Origin of the sequence: Streptomyces sp. C1-1, assembly GCF_050214755.1 — a bacterium.
Lineage (GTDB): Bacteria > Actinomycetota > Actinomycetes > Streptomycetales > Streptomycetaceae > Streptomyces.
This window is the reverse complement of sequence record NZ_CP189826.1, coordinates 7343036-7361679: the sequence shown is the minus strand read 5'-3', so window position 1 is coordinate 7361679 and position 18644 is coordinate 7343036. Positions and strand designations below refer to the sequence as shown.

Genomic DNA, 18644 nt, shown 5'->3' with positions numbered 1-18644 from the left:
TCGAGTATGCCGGACACCGCCGGCCGCCCCGACCGGGCCTGTGGAAAACCGGGGCTCAGTCCTTGTGGACGGTGCCGTCCGGGTCGAGCCCCCTGAACGACAGAAGCACGATCAGCACACCGCCGCAGACGATCGCCGAGTCGGCCAGGTTGAAGACGGCGAAGCCCTTGGGCGCGATGAAGTCGACGACCGCGCCCTCGAAGACGCCCGGTGAGCGGAAGATCCGGTCGGTGAGGTTGCCGAGCGCACCGCCCAGCAGCAGGCCGAGCGCGATCGCCCAGGGCAGGCTGTAGAGCTTGCGGGCGAGCCGGACGATCACCACGATCACCGCCGCCGCGATCACCGTGAAGATCACGGTGAAGGCCTCCCCGAAGCCGAAGGCCGCGCCCGCGTTGCGGATCGCCTCCAGCTTCAGCCAGTCCCCGACGACCTCGATCGGGGCGTGATGCTCCAGCTTGGCGACCACGAGCAGCTTGCTGCCGAGGTCGAGGAGGTACGCGAAGGCGGCGACCGCGAACAGCACGGCGATCCTGCGCTTGCCCTCGGGGCGCGCGACCGTGTCCTGCCGCGATTCGGACCCCGCCGCCTCTGGGGTATCCGGCGTACCGATGATGCGCTCCGCCTCTGCCACGTGAGTCCCTCAACCTAGGTACCTGACTGAGGACGAGGGTACGGCACGCGCGCGTACGCCCTCAGTACCGGCGTTCCTGCTTCTGCTTGCACTCCACGCACAGGGTGGCCCGCGGGAAGGCCTGCATACGGGCCTTCCCGATCGGGTTGCCGCAGTTCTCGCACAGACCGTACGTGCCCGCGTCCAGCCGCTGCAGCGCGTGCTCGGTCTGGGTGAGCATCTCGCGCGCGTTGGCGGCGAGCGCCATCTCGTGCTCGCGCGTGATGTTCTTGGTGCCGGTGTCCGCCTGATCGTCGCCCGCGCCGTCCCCGGAGTCCCGCATCAGGCCCTGCAGGGCGGCCTCGGAGGACGAGATCTCGTCGGCCAGCCGCTGCTGCTCGGACAGCAGCTCGGCGCGCGCCTCCTCGACCTCCTCCGTCGTCCAGGGGTCCTCTCCGGGGCGCACCGCCAGCTCGCCGGGCTCCACCGCCGCGGCGAGGCGCGCCTTGGGTAGGGGGGTCTTCGCCGCCGTGGCCGTGCCAGGAGTCTTCTTCGCAACCACTGTCGTGGCTCCCGTCTGCTCCGCGGCCTGCGCCGCGCCCGCCTTCTTGGCCGTGCTCTCGTTCTTCTCGCCCGCACTCACAGAGGCCGCCGCCTTCCCGGCGCCCCCTCCCCCACGCACCGCCTTCTTGACGGCACCTTTCCCACCCGCCGCCTCCTTGACGACGCCCTTCTCAGCCACCGCCTCCTTGGCGGCACCCTTCGCACCCACCGTCTTGCCGGCGGCCCCCTTCCCCGTGGCGGCTTTCTTGGCGGTGCCCTTCTCGGCGGCCCCCTTCCCGGCCGCCTCCTCGGCCACAGCTTTCTTCGCCGCCGCCTTCTTGGCCACCGGCTTCTTGGCCACCGCCTTCTTGGCCACCGCCTTCTTGGTCGCGGGTTCCTTGGCCGCGGCTTCCTTGGCCGCGGCTTCCTTGGCCGCCGTCTTCTTCACGACGGCCTTCTTGACCGCCCCCGCCGTACCGGCCGCCGCCTTCGCAGCACCTGCCGCCTTGCCGACCGCCGCTTTCGCAGCCCCTGCCGTCCTACCCGCGGCAGCCTCACCCGCAGCCGCCCCACCGACCGCCGTCTTCCCGCCCCCCATCGCCCCACCGGCCGCCGTCTTCCCGGCCCCCGTCGCCCCACCGGCCGCCGTCTTCCCGGCCCCCGCAGCCTTCCCCGCAGCCCGCTTGCTCGACGTCCCGGTCGTCCCGGTCGTCCCGGCAGCTGTCGGCTCGGTGCTCGCGGACCTCTCGGCACCCCCCGCCTCGGCCGCCCTCTTCCTCGGCGCCGCCCTGGACGCCGCGGTCTTCGCGGCCCCGGTGCCCTTCGCCGCCGCCGCGGCTCCCCGCACCCGCTTCACCGGCTCCGCGCTCTGCTCCGCCTTCGCCGTCCCGCCCGCACGCCCGCCGGCCCCTCCCCGCGCGCTCTTCTTCCCGCTCACATCCTTGGCCGCACCGCCCGAGGCCTGTGTGGACCTGCCGGACGCCGACTGCTGTACGGCGGTCTTCTTCGCCACCATGGCCGCGGCCCCTTCACATATTGTGATCTTGCACGCGAATCGTGCTGGGACGATAAATCGACTTGAGTCCCGCGGCAACGGGGCACACGCCCGATTCGCCCGGCTCGCGCACGCCGCTCCGCGAGCCTGCATCCGTTGTGCCCACCTCCTCGCGGCATAATCCGCCGGACCGTGCGTCCCAGAATCCGAACACGCGTACCGCTCCATTCGGGGCATCTCCGCTCCCCCGGCACCCCGGCCACGGGAGCACCGAAAACCGGTCGGCCGCTGTCCGCGCGGCGCCGTACACTGGGCGGAGCGAAAAGCGTGGATGGGGACGAGTAGCGGCGTACGCAGCCCAGAGCGACCCGGGGACGGTGGAAGCCCGGGGGCGAGCGCGACGTGAAGATCACCCCGGAGCCGCCGGAAGAAAGCCGCAGCCGAGCAGCCGCGGCCGGTAGAACCGGCATCGCGACCCCAATGAGGGGGCTCATCGGCGCACACCCCGCGCCGGCGGGCCAAGGAGGGTGGTACCGCGGGAGCGCGCCGAAACCGGCGCAGGGAAGATTCGGCTCTCGTCCCTCCGGACGGAAGGCAGCAAGTCCGCCGGAGGAAGCCCGCTGATGACAACGCCGACGTACCGCCAGGTGCCCGCCCAGGTCGACCTGTCCGCCCTCGAGCACGCCGTGCTCGACTTCTGGCGCGAGCAGAAGATCTTCGCCAAGACCCTGGAGCAGTCCGAGGGCCGCCCCGAGTGGGTGTTCTACGAGGGACCGCCCACCGCCAACGGCATGCCCGGCGCCCACCACATCGAGGCCCGCGTCTTCAAGGACGTCTTCCCCCGCTTCCGCACCATGCGCGGCTACCACGTGGCCCGCAAGGCCGGCTGGGACTGCCACGGCCTGCCCGTGGAGCTCGCGGTCGAGAAGGAGCTGGGCTTCAGCGGCAAGCCGGACATCGAGAAGTACGGCATCGCCGAGTTCAACGCCAAGTGCCGCGAGTCGGTGACCCGCCACACCGACGCCTTCGCCGAGCTGACGACCCGCATGGGCTACTGGGTCGACCTGGACGACGCCTACCGCACGATGGACCCCGAGTACATCGAGTCGGTCTGGTGGTCGCTGAAGACGATCTTCGACAAGGGTCTGCTCGTCCAGGACCACCGCGTCGCCCCCTGGTGCCCGCGCTGCGGCACCGGCCTGTCGGACCACGAGCTGGCCCAGGGCTACGAGACGGTCGTCGACCCGTCCGTGTACGTCCGTTTCCCGCTCACCTCCGGTCCGCTCGCCGGCGAGGCGGCGCTCCTGGTCTGGACGACGACCCCATGGACGCTGGTGTCCAACACGGCCGTCGCCGCCCACCCCGACGTCACCTACGTCGTCGCCACGAACGGCGAGGAGAAGCTCGTCGTCGCCGAGCCGCTCGTCGGCAAGGCCCTCGGCGAGGGCTGGGAGCCGACCGGCCGGACCTTCACCGGCGCCGAGATGGAGCGCTGGACGTATCAACGTCCGTTCGAGCTCGTGGAGTTCCCGGAGCCGGCGCACTACGTCGTCAACGCGGAGTACGTCACGACCGAGGACGGCACGGGTCTGGTCCACCAGTCCCCCGCCTTCGGTGAGGACGACCTCAAGGTCTGCCGCGCCTACGGCCTGCCCGTGGTGAACCCGGTCCGCCCGGACGGCACCTTCGAGGAGGACGTCCCGCTGGTCGGCGGCGTCTTCTTCAAGAAGGCGGACGAAAAGCTCACCGAGGACCTCCAGCAGCGCGGCCTCCTCCTCAAGCACATCCCGTACGAGCACAGCTACCCGCACTGCTGGCGCTGCCACACCGCGCTCCTCTACTACGCGCAGCCGTCCTGGTACATCCGCACCACGGCCATCAAGGACCGGCTGCTGCAGGAGAACGAGAACACCAACTGGTTCCCGGACACGGTCAAGCACGGCCGGTACGGCGACTGGCTGAACAACAACATCGACTGGGCGCTGTCCCGCAACCGCTACTGGGGCACCCCGCTGCCGATCTGGCGCTGCGAGGACGACCACCTCACGGTCGTCGGCTCCCGCGCCGAGCTCACCGAGCTGACCGGCACCGACCAGTCCGAACTGGACCCGCACCGCCCCTACATCGACGACGTCACCTTCGCCTGCCCCACGTGCCGGAAGACGGCCACGCGCGTGCCGGAGGTCATCGACGCCTGGTACGACTCGGGTTCCATGCCGTTCGCACAGTGGGGCTACCCGTACAAGAACAAGGAGCTGTTCGAGAGCCGTTACCCGGCGCAGTTCATCTCCGAGGCCATCGACCAGACCCGCGGGTGGTTCTACACCCTCATGGCCGTCGGCACGCTGGTCTTCGACAAGTCGTCTTACGAGAACGTCGTCTGCCTGGGTCACATCCTGGCCGAGGACGGCCGCAAGATGTCCAAGCACCTGGGCAACATCCTGCAGCCGATCCCGCTGATGGACCAGCACGGCGCGGACGCCGTGCGCTGGTTCATGGCGGCGGGCGGCTCGCCGTGGACCGCGCGGCGCGTGGGCCACGGCACGATCCAGGAGGTCGTCCGCAAGACGCTCCTCACCTACTGGAACACGGTCGCCTTCCAGGCCCTGTACGCCCGCACGTCCGACTGGGCGCCCAGCGAGGCGGACCCGGCCCCGGCCGACCGCCCCGTGCTGGACCGCTGGCTGCTGTCCGAACTGCACGCCCTGACGGACCAGGTGACAAAGGCCCTGGAGGGCTACGACACCCAGCGCGCCGGGAAGCTCCTGTCGGCGTTCGTCGACGACCTGTCCAACTGGTACGTCCGCCGCTCGCGCCGTCGCTTCTGGCAGGGCGACAAGGCCGCGCTGCGCACCCTGCACGAGGTCGTGGAGACGGTCACCAAGCTGATGGCCCCGCTGACGCCGTTCATCACCGAGCGGGTCTGGCAGGACCTGGTCGTGCCGGTGACCCCGGGCGCGCCGGAGTCGGTGCACCTGGCCTCCTGGCCCGAGGCGGACCTGACGGCGATCGACCCCGAGCTGTCGAAGCAGATGCTCCTGGTACGGCGGCTGGTGGAGCTCGGCCGCGCCACGCGCGCGGAGTCGGGCGTGAAGACGCGTCAGCCGCTGTCGCGGGCGCTGGTCGCGGCGGCCGGGTTCGAGTCCCTCGACACCGAGCTGCACGCCCAGATCACCGAGGAGTTGAACGTCACCTCGCTGGCGTCGCTGTCCGAGGTCGGCGGTTCCCTGGTGGACACCACCGCGAAGGCCAACTTCCGGGCGCTGGGCAAGCGGTTCGGCAAGCGGGTGCAGGACGTCGCCAAGGCCGTCGCGAACGCCGACGCGGCCGCGCTGTCGCTGGCCCTGCGGGAGGGCACGGCCTCGGTGGAGGTCGACGGGGAGACGATCTCCCTCGCACCGGACGAGGTGATCATCACGGAGACCCCGCGCGAGGGCTGGTCGGTGGCGTCCGACTCCGGTGCGACGGTGGCCCTGGACCTGGAGATCACAGAGGAGCTGCGGCAGGCGGGTCTGGCCCGTGACGCGATCCGGCTGATCCAGGAGGCCCGGAAGAACAGCGGGCTGGACGTGGCCGACCGGATCGCACTGCGCTGGACGTCCACGGACCCCGCGGTCATCGCGGCGCTGAGCGAGCACTCCGGCCTGATCTCGGACGAGGTCCTGGCGACGGACTTCGCCCAGGGCGAGGCGGACGACTCCTTCGGCGAGCCGTTCACCGACGAAGGGCTGTCGCTGACGTTCCGCCTGCGCAAGGCATAGGGCCTCACGCGCACGAAGGCCCGGCCCCGCACGGGGCCGGGCCTTCGGCGTCGTCGCCTCGGGTCGGGACACGGCAAAGGGCGGGGCCCCGGATCTCGGTCCGGGGCCCCGCCCTGTTGAACGCTGCCGACGCCTACGGCGTACTACTCACCGTGCCGCGGCCGTCAGTTGTCGTCCTCGTCGATCAGGAAGCCACGCATCGGCGACGGCGCCTGCCCCATCGGGGACGGGCCCTGAGGGCGGACCGGAGCCATCGGCTGGGTCATCGCCGGGGACATCTGCTGCTGGCCGCCGTAGGACGGGGCAGCGGGGCTCGGCGCACCGCCCATGGTCTGGTTGCCGCCGTAGGACGGAGCGCTCGCGCCGGCCGGTGCCATGGAAGGCGCCGGGGACGGCGGGAGAGAGGCCGCAGCCGGAGTGCGCGGCGGGGCGAGGGAGTCGTCGGCCTGGGTCTCCAGCTGGCGCAGCTGCGACTCGAGGTACGACTTCAGACGCGTACGGTACTCGCGCTCGAAGCCGCGCAGGTCCTCGACCTTGCGCTCCAGCGTGGCGCGGGCGGACTCCAGGGAGCCCATCGCGACGCGGTGCTTCTCCTGCGCGTCCCGCTCCAGCGCGTCGGCCTTGGCACGGGCGTCACGCTCGAGACCCTCGGCACGCGAACGCGCCTCGCCGACGATCTTGTTGGCCTCGGAACGGGCCTCGGCGATCGCCTGGTCGGCGGTCTGCTGGGCCAGCGAGAGGACACGGGCGGCGCTGTCGCCACCGGGGCCCTGACCGGGGCCGCCCATCGGACCGCCCATGGGGCCGCCCATCGGGCCACCCATCTGCTGCTGCATGGGGGGCTGGCCCATGGGGCCGCCCATCTGGCCCTGACCCATGGGCCCCTGGCCCATCGGACCCTGACCCATCGGACCCTGGCCCATGGGGCCGGGACCCTGCGGGCCGCCCTGTCCACCGGGACCGGCGGGCAGCTGCGGCGCACCGCTCGGCAGCTGGGGCGGACCACCCATGGGGCCACCCATCTGCTGCTGCGGCGGGCCCGATATGCCGGCGGGCACCGGGGCGCCCGGGCCTCGCATGCCCTGCTGAGGCATGCCGCCCTGCTGGGGCATACCGCCCTGCTGAGGCATGCCGCCCTGGGGCATACCGCCCTGCTGGTCCTGCGGACCGCCGGGACCCTCGGGGGGCTTGCGCATGTTCTGCTGGTTCTGGGCAGCAGCACGCGTGGCCGCGGCCAGTTTGGCGCGCAGGTCCTCGTTCTCGCGGAGCAGGCGGGTCAGTTCGGCTTCGACCTCATCGAGGAAGGCATCGACCTCGTCCTCGTCATAGCCTTCTCGGAGGCGGACGGTCGTGAACTGCTTGTTCCGCACGTCCTCGGGGGTCAACGGCATCTCTTCACCTCAACGTAGTCGTCGGCATTCGGCAAGACGGTGGTCACATCGGTCACAGCCGGCTCACGATCGAGATCAGGATGTAGACGATGATCATCAGTACGAAGAAGGACAGGTCGAGCGCCACGCCCCCGAGGCGCAGCGGCGGGATGAACCGCCGCAGAAGCTTGAGCGGTGGGTCGGTGACAGTGTAGGTGGCCTCCAGAACGACCACCATCGCCTTGCCGGGCTGCCATGAGCGGGCGAACTGGAAGACGTAGTCCATGACCAACCGGAAGATGAGCACGATGAGGAAGCACATCAGCGCGATGTAGACGACATCCAGAACCACGCTCATTGCTGGTGCTTCCCTCTCCCCTGTTTCCGTGCTGCTGGGTCCTGCTTGTACTGCTGTTTCCGGTCGTGCGTCTCAGCTCTGGTTGAAGAACCCGCCCTCTGCGATACGGGCCTTGTCCTCCGCCGTGACATCGACGTTAGCAGGCGACAACAGGAACACCTTCTGCGTCACCCGCTCGATGCTGCCGTGAAGACCAAACACCAAACCAGCCGCAAAGTCGACAAGTCGCTTCGCGTCTGTGTCATCCATCTCAGTCAGATTCATGATCACCGGGGTGCCCTCACGGAAGTGTTCCCCGATAGTACGGGCCTCGTTGTAGGTCCGCGGGTGAAGCGTGGTGATCCGGTAAGGCTCTCGTTCGGACACGACCTTGGGCATGATCACCGGTGCGTTCTTCTCCAGGCTTGCGCGTTCTTGTGTGATGGACGCCACGGGCGCGATGCGCGCCGGACGGCCGGATTCCGCGGGTAGCGAAGCGGAACGGGCGACCGGTTCGCGCGGTGCGGAGGGCTGCACGATTCGCACCTCTTCGTCCCTTTGGGACTGATGTGCGGCGTGAGACTGGTGCGACGGCTCGTGCCGCCGGTGGTCCCGCTCCGGCTCGGGGTCCAGTTCGGGCTCGAAGTCGTCATCGGGGTCGAAGCCCCTGCCGTCGTACCCATCGTCCTCCACGAGGCCGAGGTAGACCGCCATCTTGCGCATCGCGCCGGCCATGCTCTGAGTCCTCCGCTCTGTGGTGGATCGACTGACGACTGCCAAGTGCCCGCGATCCACGAGGCCGTTGTGCCCGCCTATCGGCGGAATTGACCATATTTTCTGCTGTGGTCCGACTTCCTGGCGACGTTACCCGAGCCGTGCGCGGACTCCGAGTACCGCAGTGCCGACGCGTACATGTGTCGCTCCGGCCGCCACGGCCTGTTCGAGGTCCGCACTCATCCCTGCCGAGACCATGTTCGCAGCCGGATGGGCCCGGCGCAGGTCGGTCGACAAATCCATCAACCGCTCGAACGCCGCCTGTTCGCGCCCCGCGTAGGGTCCGGTGAGCGGCGCGACGGTCATCAGGCCCGCCAGCCGCAGCCCGGGCGCCCCTGCCACCAGTTCGCCCAACTCCTTGATTCCGTCCGGTCCGACACCCCCGCGCTCCCCGCGCCCGTTCTCCCCCGCGTCGAGCGCGACCTGGATCAGACAGCCGAGTTCGCGCTCCTGCCGCTCCGCCTCCCGGGAAAGTGCGGTCACCAGCCGGGCGCGGTCGACGGACTGCACCATATCGGCATAACCGACCACGGATCGAACCTTGTTGGTCTGCAACTGACCAACAAAGTGCCAAGTCAACGGCAGATCCGAGCAAGCGGCGGCCTTGGGGGCGGCGTCCTGGTCCCGGTTCTCGGCGACGTGCCGCACGCCGAGCTCCGACAGCATCCGCACATCGCTCGCCGGGTAGGTCTTGGTGACCACGATCAGGGTCACCTCGTCCCGCCCCCGGCCGGCGGCCGCGCAGGCGTCGGCGATACGACGCTCCACCTTCGCCAGGTTCGCGGCGAGTTCGTCCTTACGGTCCGTCATGTCCCTCAGTCCAGCCAGACATATCCCGCGAGTCGCCCCGTGGTGCGGTCGCGTCGGTACGAGAAGTGATCGGTCGACTCCAGCGTGCACGCCGGGGACTGCCGCCGGTCGCGCACCCCGAGCCGGTCGAGCTGCGCGTGCACTCCGGCGGTCACGTCGACCGCGGGCGTGCCCCAGCTCGTCTCGGCGTACGCCGCCGGCTCGACCGCGGCCACGTCGGCGCGCATCTTCTCGGGCACCTCGTAGCAGCGGCCGCAGACGGCCGGTCCGGTGCGGGCGACGATCCGGGCGGGGTCGGCGCCGAGCTCGGTCATCGCGCGTAGCGCGGCGGGGACGACGCCGGCGACCATGCCGGGCCGGCCCGCGTGCGCCGCGGCGACGACGCCGGCGACCGGGTCGGCGAGCAGGACGGGTGTGCAGTCGGCGGTGAGGACGGCGAGGGCGAGTCCACGCCGGGTGGTGACGATCGCGTCGACCTCGGGCACGGGACGGTCGCCCCACGGTCCGTCGACCACGGTCACCGCCGCTCCGTGCACCTGGTTCATCCAGACCACGTTCGCCGGGTCGAGGCCGAGGGACTTCGCCGCCAGCTCCCGGTTGGTGCGTACGGCGTCGGGGTCGTCGCCGACCGCTCCGCCGAGGTTGAGCTCCTCGTACGGAACGGCGCTCACCCCGCCCCACCGGTCGGTGAAGGCGAAGTGCGCGCCGCTCACGGTGTCGCGCTGCTTCATCACGTCAGAAGGATCACTTGAGGAAGTCCGGTACGTCCAGCTCCTCGGCGGCGCTGTCCGTGTAGGACCGCGACGGCGGGACCGGCGGGGAGACCGGGAGGTCCGCGGCCGGCTCGGGAGCGGGCTCCGGGTCCTCCTTCGGCGTGACGCTGCCGAGCGAGCCGAAGGACGGACGGGACTCGGGCTGCCGTACCGGAGTGGGCTCGTCGCGGCGGGCGGAGGCCGAGGAGGAGCCGAGGACGTTGTCCCGGCGGGCCGGCGGCTGGCCGCCGTCGAAGCCGGCCGCGATCACGGTGACCCGGACCTCGTCGCCGAGCGCGTCGTCGATGACCGCGCCGAAGATGATGTTGGCCTCGGGGTGGGCGGCCTCGCTCACCAGCTGGGCCGCCTCGTTGATCTCGAACAGACCGAGGTCGGAACCGCCGGAGATGGACAGCAGCACACCGCGGGCGCCGTCGATGGACGCCTCCAGCAGCGGCGAGGAGATCGCCATCTCGGCCGCGGCCACCGCGCGGTCGTCGCCGCGGGCCGAGCCGATGCCCATGAGGGCCGAACCGGCCTCGGACATGACGGACTTGACGTCGGCGAAGTCGAGGTTGATCAGACCCGGCGTGGTGATCAGGTCGGTGATGCCCTGGACACCGGAGAGCAGGACCTGGTCGGCGGACTTGAAGGCGTCGAGCACCGAGACCTGGCGGTCCGAGATGGACAGCAGCCGGTCGTTCGGGATGACGATGAGGGTGTCGACCTCTTCGCGGAGCTCCGCGATGCCGTCCTCGGCCTGGTTGGCCCGGCGCCGGCCCTCGAAGGTGAACGGGCGGGTGACCACGCCGATGGTGAGGGCGCCCAGGGAACGGGCGATGTTGGCCACGACGGGCGCGCCGCCGGTGCCGGTGCCGCCACCTTCACCGGCTGTCACGAAGACCATGTCGGCCCCCTTGAGGACCTCCTCGATCTCCTCGCGGTGGTCCTCGGCGGCCTTGCGGCCGACGGCCGGGTTGGCTCCGGCGCCGAGTCCGCGGGTGAGTTCGCGGCCGACGTCGAGCTTGACGTCGGCGTCGCTCATCAACAGCGCCTGCGCGTCGGTGTTGATGGCGATGAACTCGACGCCCTTGAGACCGACCTCGATCATCCGGTTGATGGCATTGACACCACCGCCGCCGACACCGATGACTTTGATGACTGCGAGGTAGTTCTGCGGTGCTGCCACGTCGAAGGCCTCTCGCCTCGAGTTACGTGTCGCCGTTTCGCGGGTGAGTGCGATCCGACGACTGATGCCGATTGGGACGGTCCGTAGCGCCGCCCCGAACCCTAACGTTGAAGTTTAGGGTTACCAGTGTGACTGTTCGCTGGAGTCTTCCGAACAGGACACTAAGTCGACAAGTGGCGCACGTTCAACGAACACGCCGAACCTCCCGTTTTTCTTTTCACCCTATGTGATCAGCCATAGCGCTGCCCAACCAGGGTGCTGGCCTGCGCGGATGTGCGTCAACTCCCGGATGACGCAGGGGCGGTGGGAGCCGAGACGTCGAAGTGCCGCGCACCGGGCGCCGCTTTCATGAGAGCGGTGAGTGTACGGGCCTTCAGCGCGCCCCTCTCGGAACTCCCCCACGCCACGGTCCGGCCCCCGCTCAACACCAGCAGGATGTCGTCGTAGGAACGCACTTCGACGGTCGCGGTCTCGCGTGTCACGGCCGCCGGAACGGCACCGGCGACCCGTACCGCTTCGCGCACCAGACGGTCCTCGCCGAAGCGCCGCAGGCTCGCGGCGGCGGTGCCCCGGGAGAGCCTCAATTTCAGTGTCGGCACGCCTGCCGGCGCCCGGGAAACCGTGGCGAAACGGACACCTTCATCGTCCACTTCGACGAATTTTCCGCCCTTTTGGACAATCACAACCGGAGTGCGCTCAACCACTTTCAGGTCGATTCCATGGGGCCAGGAACGGACCACGTCAACCGTGTCGATTCGGGGCAGTGTCGCGCGCAGCCTCGTCTCGATCTCGTCGGTGTCGACGGAAATCAGCGGTGCCCCGACGGGGACCTCGGCGGCCGCCCGCACCTGGGCGGACGTCAGGACCCGGGTTCCGGAGACGGACACGCGCTCCACCCGGGTCCACGAGGAGCCGTACAACACCCAGACGGTGCCCGCGCCGAGGAGAACCAGCCCCACGGCGAGAATGATGATCATACGAACGCGTGGCGGCTTCAGCCGCCTCAACCGCCGGACGAGAGGCGGGCCGGACGACTCCTGCTGACGTTCACCACGCTCGGCGGTGGTCGGTCCGGCCACGCTTCCTGCCCTTCGTTCATGCGGTCCTAGTGCTGTGCACGGTGGGCGGCGATCGCCTCGTACACCATGCCGACGAGCAGTTCGTCGGCGTCCCGGCGGCCGAACTCGGCGGCGGCGCGGGACATCTCGTACAGCCGGTGCGGGTCGGCGAGGACGGGCAGGACGTTCGCCCGCACCCAGTCGGGCGTCAGTTCCGCGTCGTCGACCAGCAGTCCGCCGCCGGCCTTGACCACCGGCTGGGCGTTCAGCCGCTGTTCGCCGTTGCCGATGGGCAGCGGTACATAGGCGGCCGGGAGCCCGACGGCGGAGAGTTCGGCGACGGTCATCGCCCCCGCGCGGCAGAGCATCATGTCGGCCGCCGCGTACGCGAGGTCCATCCGGTCCAGGTAACTTACCGGGATGTAGGGGGGCATCCCCGGCATCTGCTGCACGTGCGGCAGTTCGTTCTTCGGGCCGACCGCGTGCAGGATCTGGATGCCGGCCTGCTGCAGCCACGGCGCGACCTGCTGGACCACCTCGTTGAGGCGGCGGGCGCCCTGCGAGCCGCCGGAGACCAGCAGCGTGGGCAGGTTGGGGTCGAGGCCGAACATGTGCCGTGCCTCCGGGCGGGCGGCGGCCCGGTCCAGGGTGGCGATGGTGTGGCGCAGCGGGATCCCGATGTAGCGGGAGTTGCGCAGCTTGCTGTCCGGGGTGGCGACGGCCACCTGGGCGGCGTACCGGGAGCCGATCTTGTTGGCGAGGCCGGGGCGCGCGTTGGCCTCGTGGATGACGATCGGCACGCCGAGGCGCTTGGCGGCGAGATAGCCGGGCAGCGCGACGTAACCGCCGAAGCCGACCACGGCGTCCGCCTTGGTGCGCTCCAGGATCTGCTCGGTCGCCTTGATCGTGCCGCGCAGCCGGCCCGGGACGGTGATCAGCTCGGGGGTGGGCTTGCGCGGCAGGGGTACGGCCGGGATCAGCGCGAGCTCGTAGCCCCGCTGTGGAACGAGCTTGGTCTCCAGGCCGCGCTCCGTGCCCAGGGCCGTGATCCCCACGGTCGGGTCCTGCCTGCGCAGGGCGTCCGCGAGGGCGAGCGCGGGCTCGATGTGGCCGGCGGTCCCCCCACCGGCGAGTACGACATGCACCGAAATTCACCGCTCTCCGGACGAGCGCGCCACCGAGGCACGCCGTCGCATCGTGTTCCATCTCCGAGGCCCCCGGTCCCGCACGGCGCCTCCCGCCCGCTTTCTACCAAAGCGGGGTTGCCGCATGGAAAGCGCCGCCCGCGCAGCGGGCTCGTCACGCGCGAACGCGATCAGCAGCCCGATGGCGAACATGGTCGGCAGCAGGGCGGATCCCCCGTAGGAGAACAGCGGGAGGGGGACTCCGGCGATCGGCAGCAGGCCGAGCACCGCACCGATGTTGATCACCGCCTGAGCGGTGATCCAGGTGGTCACGCCTCCCGCGGCATACCTGACGAAGGGGTCCTCCGTGCGTCCGGCCACGCGGATACCCGCATAGCCTAGAGCCGCGAAGAGGGCGAGTACCGACAGCGTCCCCGCCAGGCCCAGTTCCTCACCGGTGACGGCGAAGATGAAGTCCGTGTGCGCTTCGGGGAGTTGTCCCCATTTCTCCACACTCGCACCGAGCCCGGAACCGAAGATTCCGCCGGACGCGAGCGCGTAGATCCCGTGCACGGCCTGCCAGCAGTCGGCGACCCCGGACTTGGGCTCCGTGGCGCCGATGCAGGCCAGGCGGGCCATGCGGTTGGGGCTGGTCTTGATGAGGATCACACCGAGGGTGGCCGCGATCGACAGTACGCCGACGAAGAGGCGGGTGGGCGCCCCGGCGAGCCACAGCAGGCCGAAGAGGATCGCCGTGAGGATGATCGCCGTGCCCATGTCGCCGCCGAGCATGATCAGCCCGAGCAGCAGGAAGGCGACCGGCACGAGCGGCACCAGCATGTGCTTCCACTGGTTGAGCAGGTTCTTGTCCTGCTTGCGGGCCAGCAGGTCGGCGCTCCACAGAACCAGGGCGAGCTTGCCGAACTCGCTGGGCTGGATCTGGAAGGAACCGCCGAGCGAGATCCAGTTCTGGTTGCCGTTGACCGACATCCCTATCCCCGGCACCTGCACCAGCACCATGAGGAAGACGGCGCCCGCGAGGATCGGATAGGCCAGCGCGCGGTGCAGCTTGACCGGCATCCGGGAGGCGATCAGCAGCAGGACGCCGCCGATGACGGCCGCGAGCAGTTGCTTGCGGAAGAAGTAGGAGCCCGGCAGGGACATCTGCAGCGCGGTGATCTGGGAGGCCGAGTAGACCATCACCAGGCCGAGCACGGTGATCAGGAGACTGCCGCCGGCGATCAGGTAGTAGGCGGTCAGCGGCCGGTCCCAGGCGTGCTTGGCGTTGAGGTAGGCGCGCAGCACCGGGTTCTCGCGGGGCTGCCGGGGGCCGGCGGGGCGTCCGACGGCCCGCTGAACGGGCGGCCGTCCGGTACGGCTACTGGGCATCAGACGCCTCCGCTACGTCGGTCAGGCGCCGAGTTCGCGAACCGCCTCCGCGAACGCGTCACCGCGCTTGTTGTAGTTGGCGAACATGTCCATCGAGGCACAGGCGGGGGCCAGCAGCACCGTGTCGCCTTCGACCGCGAGCCGCTGGGCCTCCTGGACAGCCGCGAGCATCGCCCCAGTGTCGGTCCGGTCGAGGTCGACGACGGGTACTTCCGGCGCGTGTCGCGCGAGCGCTTCGCGGATCAGAGCGCGGTCGGCGCCGATGAGCACGGCGCCGCGAAGTCGCTTTGCCGACTTGGCGACGAGCTCGTCGAAGGTCGCGCCCTTGGCGAGCCCGCCCGCGATCCACACGATGGACTCGTACGCCGCCAACGAGGCTTCCGCGGCATGGGTGTTGGTGGCCTTGGAGTCGTCGACGTAGGCGACGCCGTCGACGTCGGCCACGTGCGCGATGCGGTGCGCGTCCGGCGTGAAGTTCCGCAGGCCGTCGCGTACGGCCGCGGGAGGCACCCCGAAGGCGCGCGCGAGGGCCGCCGCGGCAAGGGCGTTGGCGATGTTGTGCGGGGCCGGCGGGGTGACGTCGGAGACCTCGGCGAGCTCCTGGGCGTTCTTCTGCCGGTTCTCCACGAAGGCACGGTCGACCAGGATGCCGTCCACGACGCCGAGTTGGGAGGGGCCCGGGGTGCCGAGGGTGAAGCCGATGGCCCGGCAGCCCTCTTCGACGTCGGCCTCGCGGACCAGGTCCTCGGTGGCCTTGTCGGCGACGTTGTAGACGCAGGCGACCCGATTGCCCTCGTAGATACGGCCCTTGTCCCTGGCGTACGCCTCCATGGAGCCGTGCCAGTCGAGGTGGTCGGGGGCGAGGTTGAGCACCGCCGCCGAATGGGCCCGCAGGGACGGCGCCCAGTGGAGCTGGTAGCTCGACAGCTCCACGGCCAGGACGTCGTAGCGCTCCTCGCCGAGCACCGCGTCCAGCAGCGAGACGCCGATGTTGCCGACGGCGGCCGTGCGCAGGCCCGCCGCCTTCAGGATCGACGCCAGCATCTGGACGGTGGTGGTCTTGCCGTTGGTGCCTGTGACGGCGAGCCAGGGGGCCGCGTCGGGGCCCCTGAGCCGCCAGGCGAGTTCGACGTCGCCCCAGATGTCGACGCCGGCCGCGCGGGCCGCCTCGAACAGCGGCTTGTCCGGCTTCCAGCCGGGCGCGGTCACGACGAGTTCGGTGCCTTCCGGCAGGGTCGCGCCGTCGCCGAGGCGCACGGTGATGCCGAGCGCCTCCAACTCCGCGGCCTGTTCACGCGCGCGTGCGTCGTCGCCGTCGTTGACGACCGTGACGACCGCCCCGCGCGCGTGCAGCACCTTGGCCGCCGGGATGCCCGAGACGCCGAGCCCGGCGACGGTGACGTGCTTGCCCTGGAACCCGGAGGAGCCTTCAGGCACCGAGGAGGTCACTTGTCCGCTGCCCATCCCGCGTAGAAGAGGCCCAGTCCGACGATCACGCAGATGCCCTGGATGATCCAGAAGCGGACCACGACGAGGACCTCGGACCAGCCCTTGAGTTCGAAGTGATGCTGCAGTGGCGCCATCCGGAAGACGCGCTTGCCGGTGAGCCGGAAGGAGCCGACCTGGATGACGACCGACATGGTGATGAGGACGAACAGACCGCCCATGATGGCCACCAGCAGCTCCGTGCGGGAGCAGATGGCGAGGCCGGTCAGGACACCGCCGAGGGCGAGCGAACCGGTGTCGCCCATGAAGATCTTGGCCGGCGAGGTGTTCCACCACAGGAAGCCGAGGCAGGCGCCCATCAGCGCGGAGGCGATGACCGCGAGGTCCAGCGGGTCGCGCACCTCGTAGCAGGCGCCCGGGTTGGTGAGGGTCTGCGCGTTGGCGCAGGACTCCTGGAACTGCCAGACGCCGATGAACGTGTAGGCGCCGAAGACAAGCACGGAGGCGCCGGTGGCCAGGCCGTCCAGACCGTCCGTCAGGTTCACGCCGTTCGACATCGCGAGGATCATGAACAGCGCCCAGACCACGAACAGCACCGGGCCTATGGTCCAGCCGAAGTCCGTGATGAACGACAGCTTGGTGGAGGCCGGGGTGTTGCCGCGGGCGTCGGAGAACTGCAGCGCGAGCACCGCGAAGCTGATGCCGACGATCAGCTGACCGGCCATCTTCGCCTTGGCCCGCAGACCCAGCGAACGCCTCTTGACGATCTTGATGTAGTCGTCCAGGAAACCGACCAGACCCATGCCGCACATCAGGCCGAGCACCAACAGGCCCGAGTAGGTCGGCGGCTGACCGGTGATCACCTTGGACAGGAAGTACGCGGCGACGGTGGCCAGGATGAAGGCGATACCGCCCATCGTCGGCGTACCGCGCTTGCTGGCGTGCTCGCGCGGGCCGTCGTCACGGATGTACTGGCCGTAGCCCTTGCGTGCCAGCAGCTTGATCAGCAGCGGGGTGCCGACCAGCGTCAGGAAGAGACCGATGACGCCCGAGAACAGGATCTGCTTCATCATCGGGCATCAGCCCCACCCTCGGCGCCGGTCTCGAGCAGCGCCTGCGCCACGCTTTCGAGCCCCACCGACCGGGACGCCTTCACGAGCACGACGTCCCCCGGGCGCAACTCGCTGCGCAACAGGTCGACCGCCGCCTGTGCGTCGGACACGTGCACCGACTCCTCACCCCACGAACCCTCGTTATATGCGCCCAGTTGCAGCCAGGACGCTTCCCTGCCCCCGACCGCGACGAGCTTGCCGACATTGAGCCGGACGGCGAGCCGTCCGACCGCGTCGTGCTCGGCGAGCGCCTCGTCCCCGAGCTCGGCCATCTTGCCGAGCACCGCCCAGGTCCGACGTCCCTTGCCCATGGCCGCGAGCGCGCGCAGGGCGGCTCGCATGGACTCGGGGTTCGCGTTGTAGGCGTCGTTGACGATGGTCACGCCGTCCGGTCGCTCGGTGACCTCCATGCGCCAGCGGGAGAGGGAGCCCGCCTCGGAGAGCGCGGTGGCGATCTCACTTGCGGACATGCCCAGCTCATGGGCGACGGCGGCCGCGGCGAGCGCGTTCGACACGTGGTGCTCACCGTACAGGCGCATGGTCACGTCGCTTGCACCGGAGGGTGTGTGGAGCCTGAACGCGGGCTGTCCCGTGTCCGTGAGTCGCACGTTCTCGGCCCGTACGTCCGCTTCGTCGGTCTCCCCGAAGAGGACCACCTTGGCCTTCGTCCGGGACGCCATGGCGCGTACGAGGGGGTCGTCCGCGTTGAGGATCGCGGCGCCGCCGTCCTCTGCGGAGGGCAGTGCCTCGACCAGCTCGCCCTTGGCCTGCGCGATCTGCTCGCGGCCGCCGAACTCGCCGATGTGGGCGGTGCCGACGTTGAGCACGAGGCCGACGCGCGGCGGGGTCAGCTCGGTGAGGTAGCGGATGTGGCCGATGCCGCGGGCGCCCATCTCCAGCACGAGGAACTTCGTCTCCTCGGTGGCGGACAGGGCCGTGAGTGGCAGGCCGATCTCGTTGTTGAGCGAGCCGGGCGTGAACACCGTCGGCGCCTTGCGCTGCAGGACCTGGGCGATCAGGTCCTTGGTGCTGGTCTTGCCCGCCGAGCCGGTGAGGGCCACGAGGGTCGCGCCGAGCCGTCGTACGACGTGCCGCGCGAGGGCGCCGAGGGCGCTCTGGACGTCCTCCACGACGATCGCGGGGACGCCGACGGGCCGGGACGCGAGGACGGCGACCGCGCCCGCCTCCACGACCTGCCGGGCGAAGTCGTGGCCGTCGACGCGCTCGCCGACGAAGGCGACGAACAGGCTGCCGGGCCGCACCTCGCGGGAGTCCCGGACGACCGGAGCGGTGACCTGGACGGACGGATCCGGTATGTCGTGCGTCTGCCCGCCGACGACTGCTGCGATCTCGGCGAGAGAGAGGGCGATCACAA

General features: G+C 70.2%; 15 protein-coding genes. 1 reads left to right on the top strand and 14 read right to left on the bottom strand.

From position 1 onward, the window contains the following. Positions 1 to 55: 55 nt before the first annotated feature. Together lspA and ACQF4J_RS33375 are read right to left on the bottom strand one after the other, a co-directional pair. Positions 56 to 631 (bottom strand): signal peptidase II, encoded by a 576-nt coding sequence (lspA, locus tag ACQF4J_RS33380; protein ID WP_351562144.1) that lies wholly within the window; start codon positions 629 to 631, stop codon positions 56 to 58. Between the two features lie 61 nt (positions 632 to 692). Further along, positions 693 to 2168: a TraR/DksA family transcriptional regulator gene (locus tag ACQF4J_RS33375; RefSeq protein ID WP_427167518.1), complete on the bottom strand. Its 1476-nt coding sequence runs from the start codon at positions 2166 to 2168 to the stop codon at positions 693 to 695. 602 nt (positions 2169 to 2770) lie between these two features. Between ACQF4J_RS33375 and ileS the strand changes: the two genes are divergently transcribed. Then, on the top strand, positions 2771 to 5908 hold the full coding sequence (gene ileS / locus ACQF4J_RS33370) for an isoleucine--tRNA ligase (RefSeq protein ID WP_351562151.1): 3138 nt from the start codon (positions 2771 to 2773) through the stop codon (positions 5906 to 5908). A gap of 164 nt (positions 5909 to 6072) precedes the next feature. On the opposite strand, the gene ACQF4J_RS33365 is transcribed toward ileS, so the two are convergent. From ACQF4J_RS33365 to ACQF4J_RS33310, 12 genes are all read right to left on the bottom strand, one after another. Next, positions 6073 to 7299, bottom strand: coding sequence for a DivIVA domain-containing protein (locus ACQF4J_RS33365; RefSeq protein ID WP_351562153.1), 1227 nt, complete (start codon positions 7297 to 7299; stop codon positions 6073 to 6075). A 52-nt stretch (positions 7300 to 7351) separates the two neighbouring features. Continuing rightward, positions 7352 to 7636, bottom strand: coding sequence for a YggT family protein (locus ACQF4J_RS33360; RefSeq protein WP_007448661.1), 285 nt, complete (start codon positions 7634 to 7636; stop codon positions 7352 to 7354). Between the two features lie 72 nt (positions 7637 to 7708). Beyond that, the gene (locus ACQF4J_RS33355) at positions 7709 to 8350 is read right to left on the bottom strand and encodes a cell division protein SepF (protein WP_200698983.1); all 642 of its coding nucleotides are present in this window, start codon (positions 8348 to 8350) and stop codon (positions 7709 to 7711) included. Between the two features lie 129 nt (positions 8351 to 8479). Next, entirely contained in the window at positions 8480 to 9199 is a 720-nt protein-coding gene (locus ACQF4J_RS33350) for a YggS family pyridoxal phosphate-dependent enzyme (protein ID WP_351562158.1), read from the bottom strand. A 5-nt stretch (positions 9200 to 9204) separates the two neighbouring features. Further along, positions 9205 to 9933, bottom strand: coding sequence for a peptidoglycan editing factor PgeF (pgeF, locus tag ACQF4J_RS33345; RefSeq protein WP_351562161.1), 729 nt, complete (start codon positions 9931 to 9933; stop codon positions 9205 to 9207). Positions 9934 to 9943: 10 nt separating this feature from the next. Beyond that, positions 9944 to 11140: a cell division protein FtsZ gene (gene ftsZ / locus ACQF4J_RS33340; RefSeq protein ID WP_351562163.1), complete on the bottom strand. Its 1197-nt coding sequence runs from the start codon at positions 11138 to 11140 to the stop codon at positions 9944 to 9946. 278 nt (positions 11141 to 11418) lie between these two features. Continuing rightward, positions 11419 to 12219: a cell division protein FtsQ/DivIB gene (locus ACQF4J_RS33335; protein ID WP_427167517.1), complete on the bottom strand. Its 801-nt coding sequence runs from the start codon at positions 12217 to 12219 to the stop codon at positions 11419 to 11421. Positions 12220 to 12245: 26 nt separating this feature from the next. Beyond that, complete coding sequence (murG, locus tag ACQF4J_RS33330; protein ID WP_142151385.1) at positions 12246 to 13343, bottom strand: undecaprenyldiphospho-muramoylpentapeptide beta-N-acetylglucosaminyltransferase; 1098 nt, start codon at positions 13341 to 13343, stop codon at positions 12246 to 12248. 6 nt (positions 13344 to 13349) lie between these two features. Next, on the bottom strand, positions 13350 to 14711 hold the full coding sequence (ftsW, locus tag ACQF4J_RS33325; RefSeq protein WP_351798709.1) for a putative lipid II flippase FtsW: 1362 nt from the start codon (positions 14709 to 14711) through the stop codon (positions 13350 to 13352). A gap of 21 nt (positions 14712 to 14732) precedes the next feature. Continuing rightward, complete coding sequence (gene murD / locus ACQF4J_RS33320) at positions 14733 to 16175, bottom strand: UDP-N-acetylmuramoyl-L-alanine--D-glutamate ligase (RefSeq protein ID WP_351562176.1); 1443 nt, start codon at positions 16173 to 16175, stop codon at positions 14733 to 14735. Continuing rightward, complete coding sequence (mraY, locus tag ACQF4J_RS33315) at positions 16157 to 17230, bottom strand: phospho-N-acetylmuramoyl-pentapeptide-transferase (protein WP_174267309.1); 1074 nt, start codon at positions 17228 to 17230, stop codon at positions 16157 to 16159. The genes murD and mraY overlap by 19 nt, the downstream gene beginning before the upstream one ends. After that, positions 17227 to 18642, bottom strand: coding sequence for a UDP-N-acetylmuramoyl-tripeptide--D-alanyl-D-alanine ligase (locus tag ACQF4J_RS33310; RefSeq protein WP_351562179.1), 1416 nt, complete (start codon positions 18640 to 18642; stop codon positions 17227 to 17229). Before ACQF4J_RS33310 ends, mraY begins: the two co-directional genes overlap by 4 nt. Between the last annotated feature and the right edge of the window lie 2 nt (positions 18643 to 18644).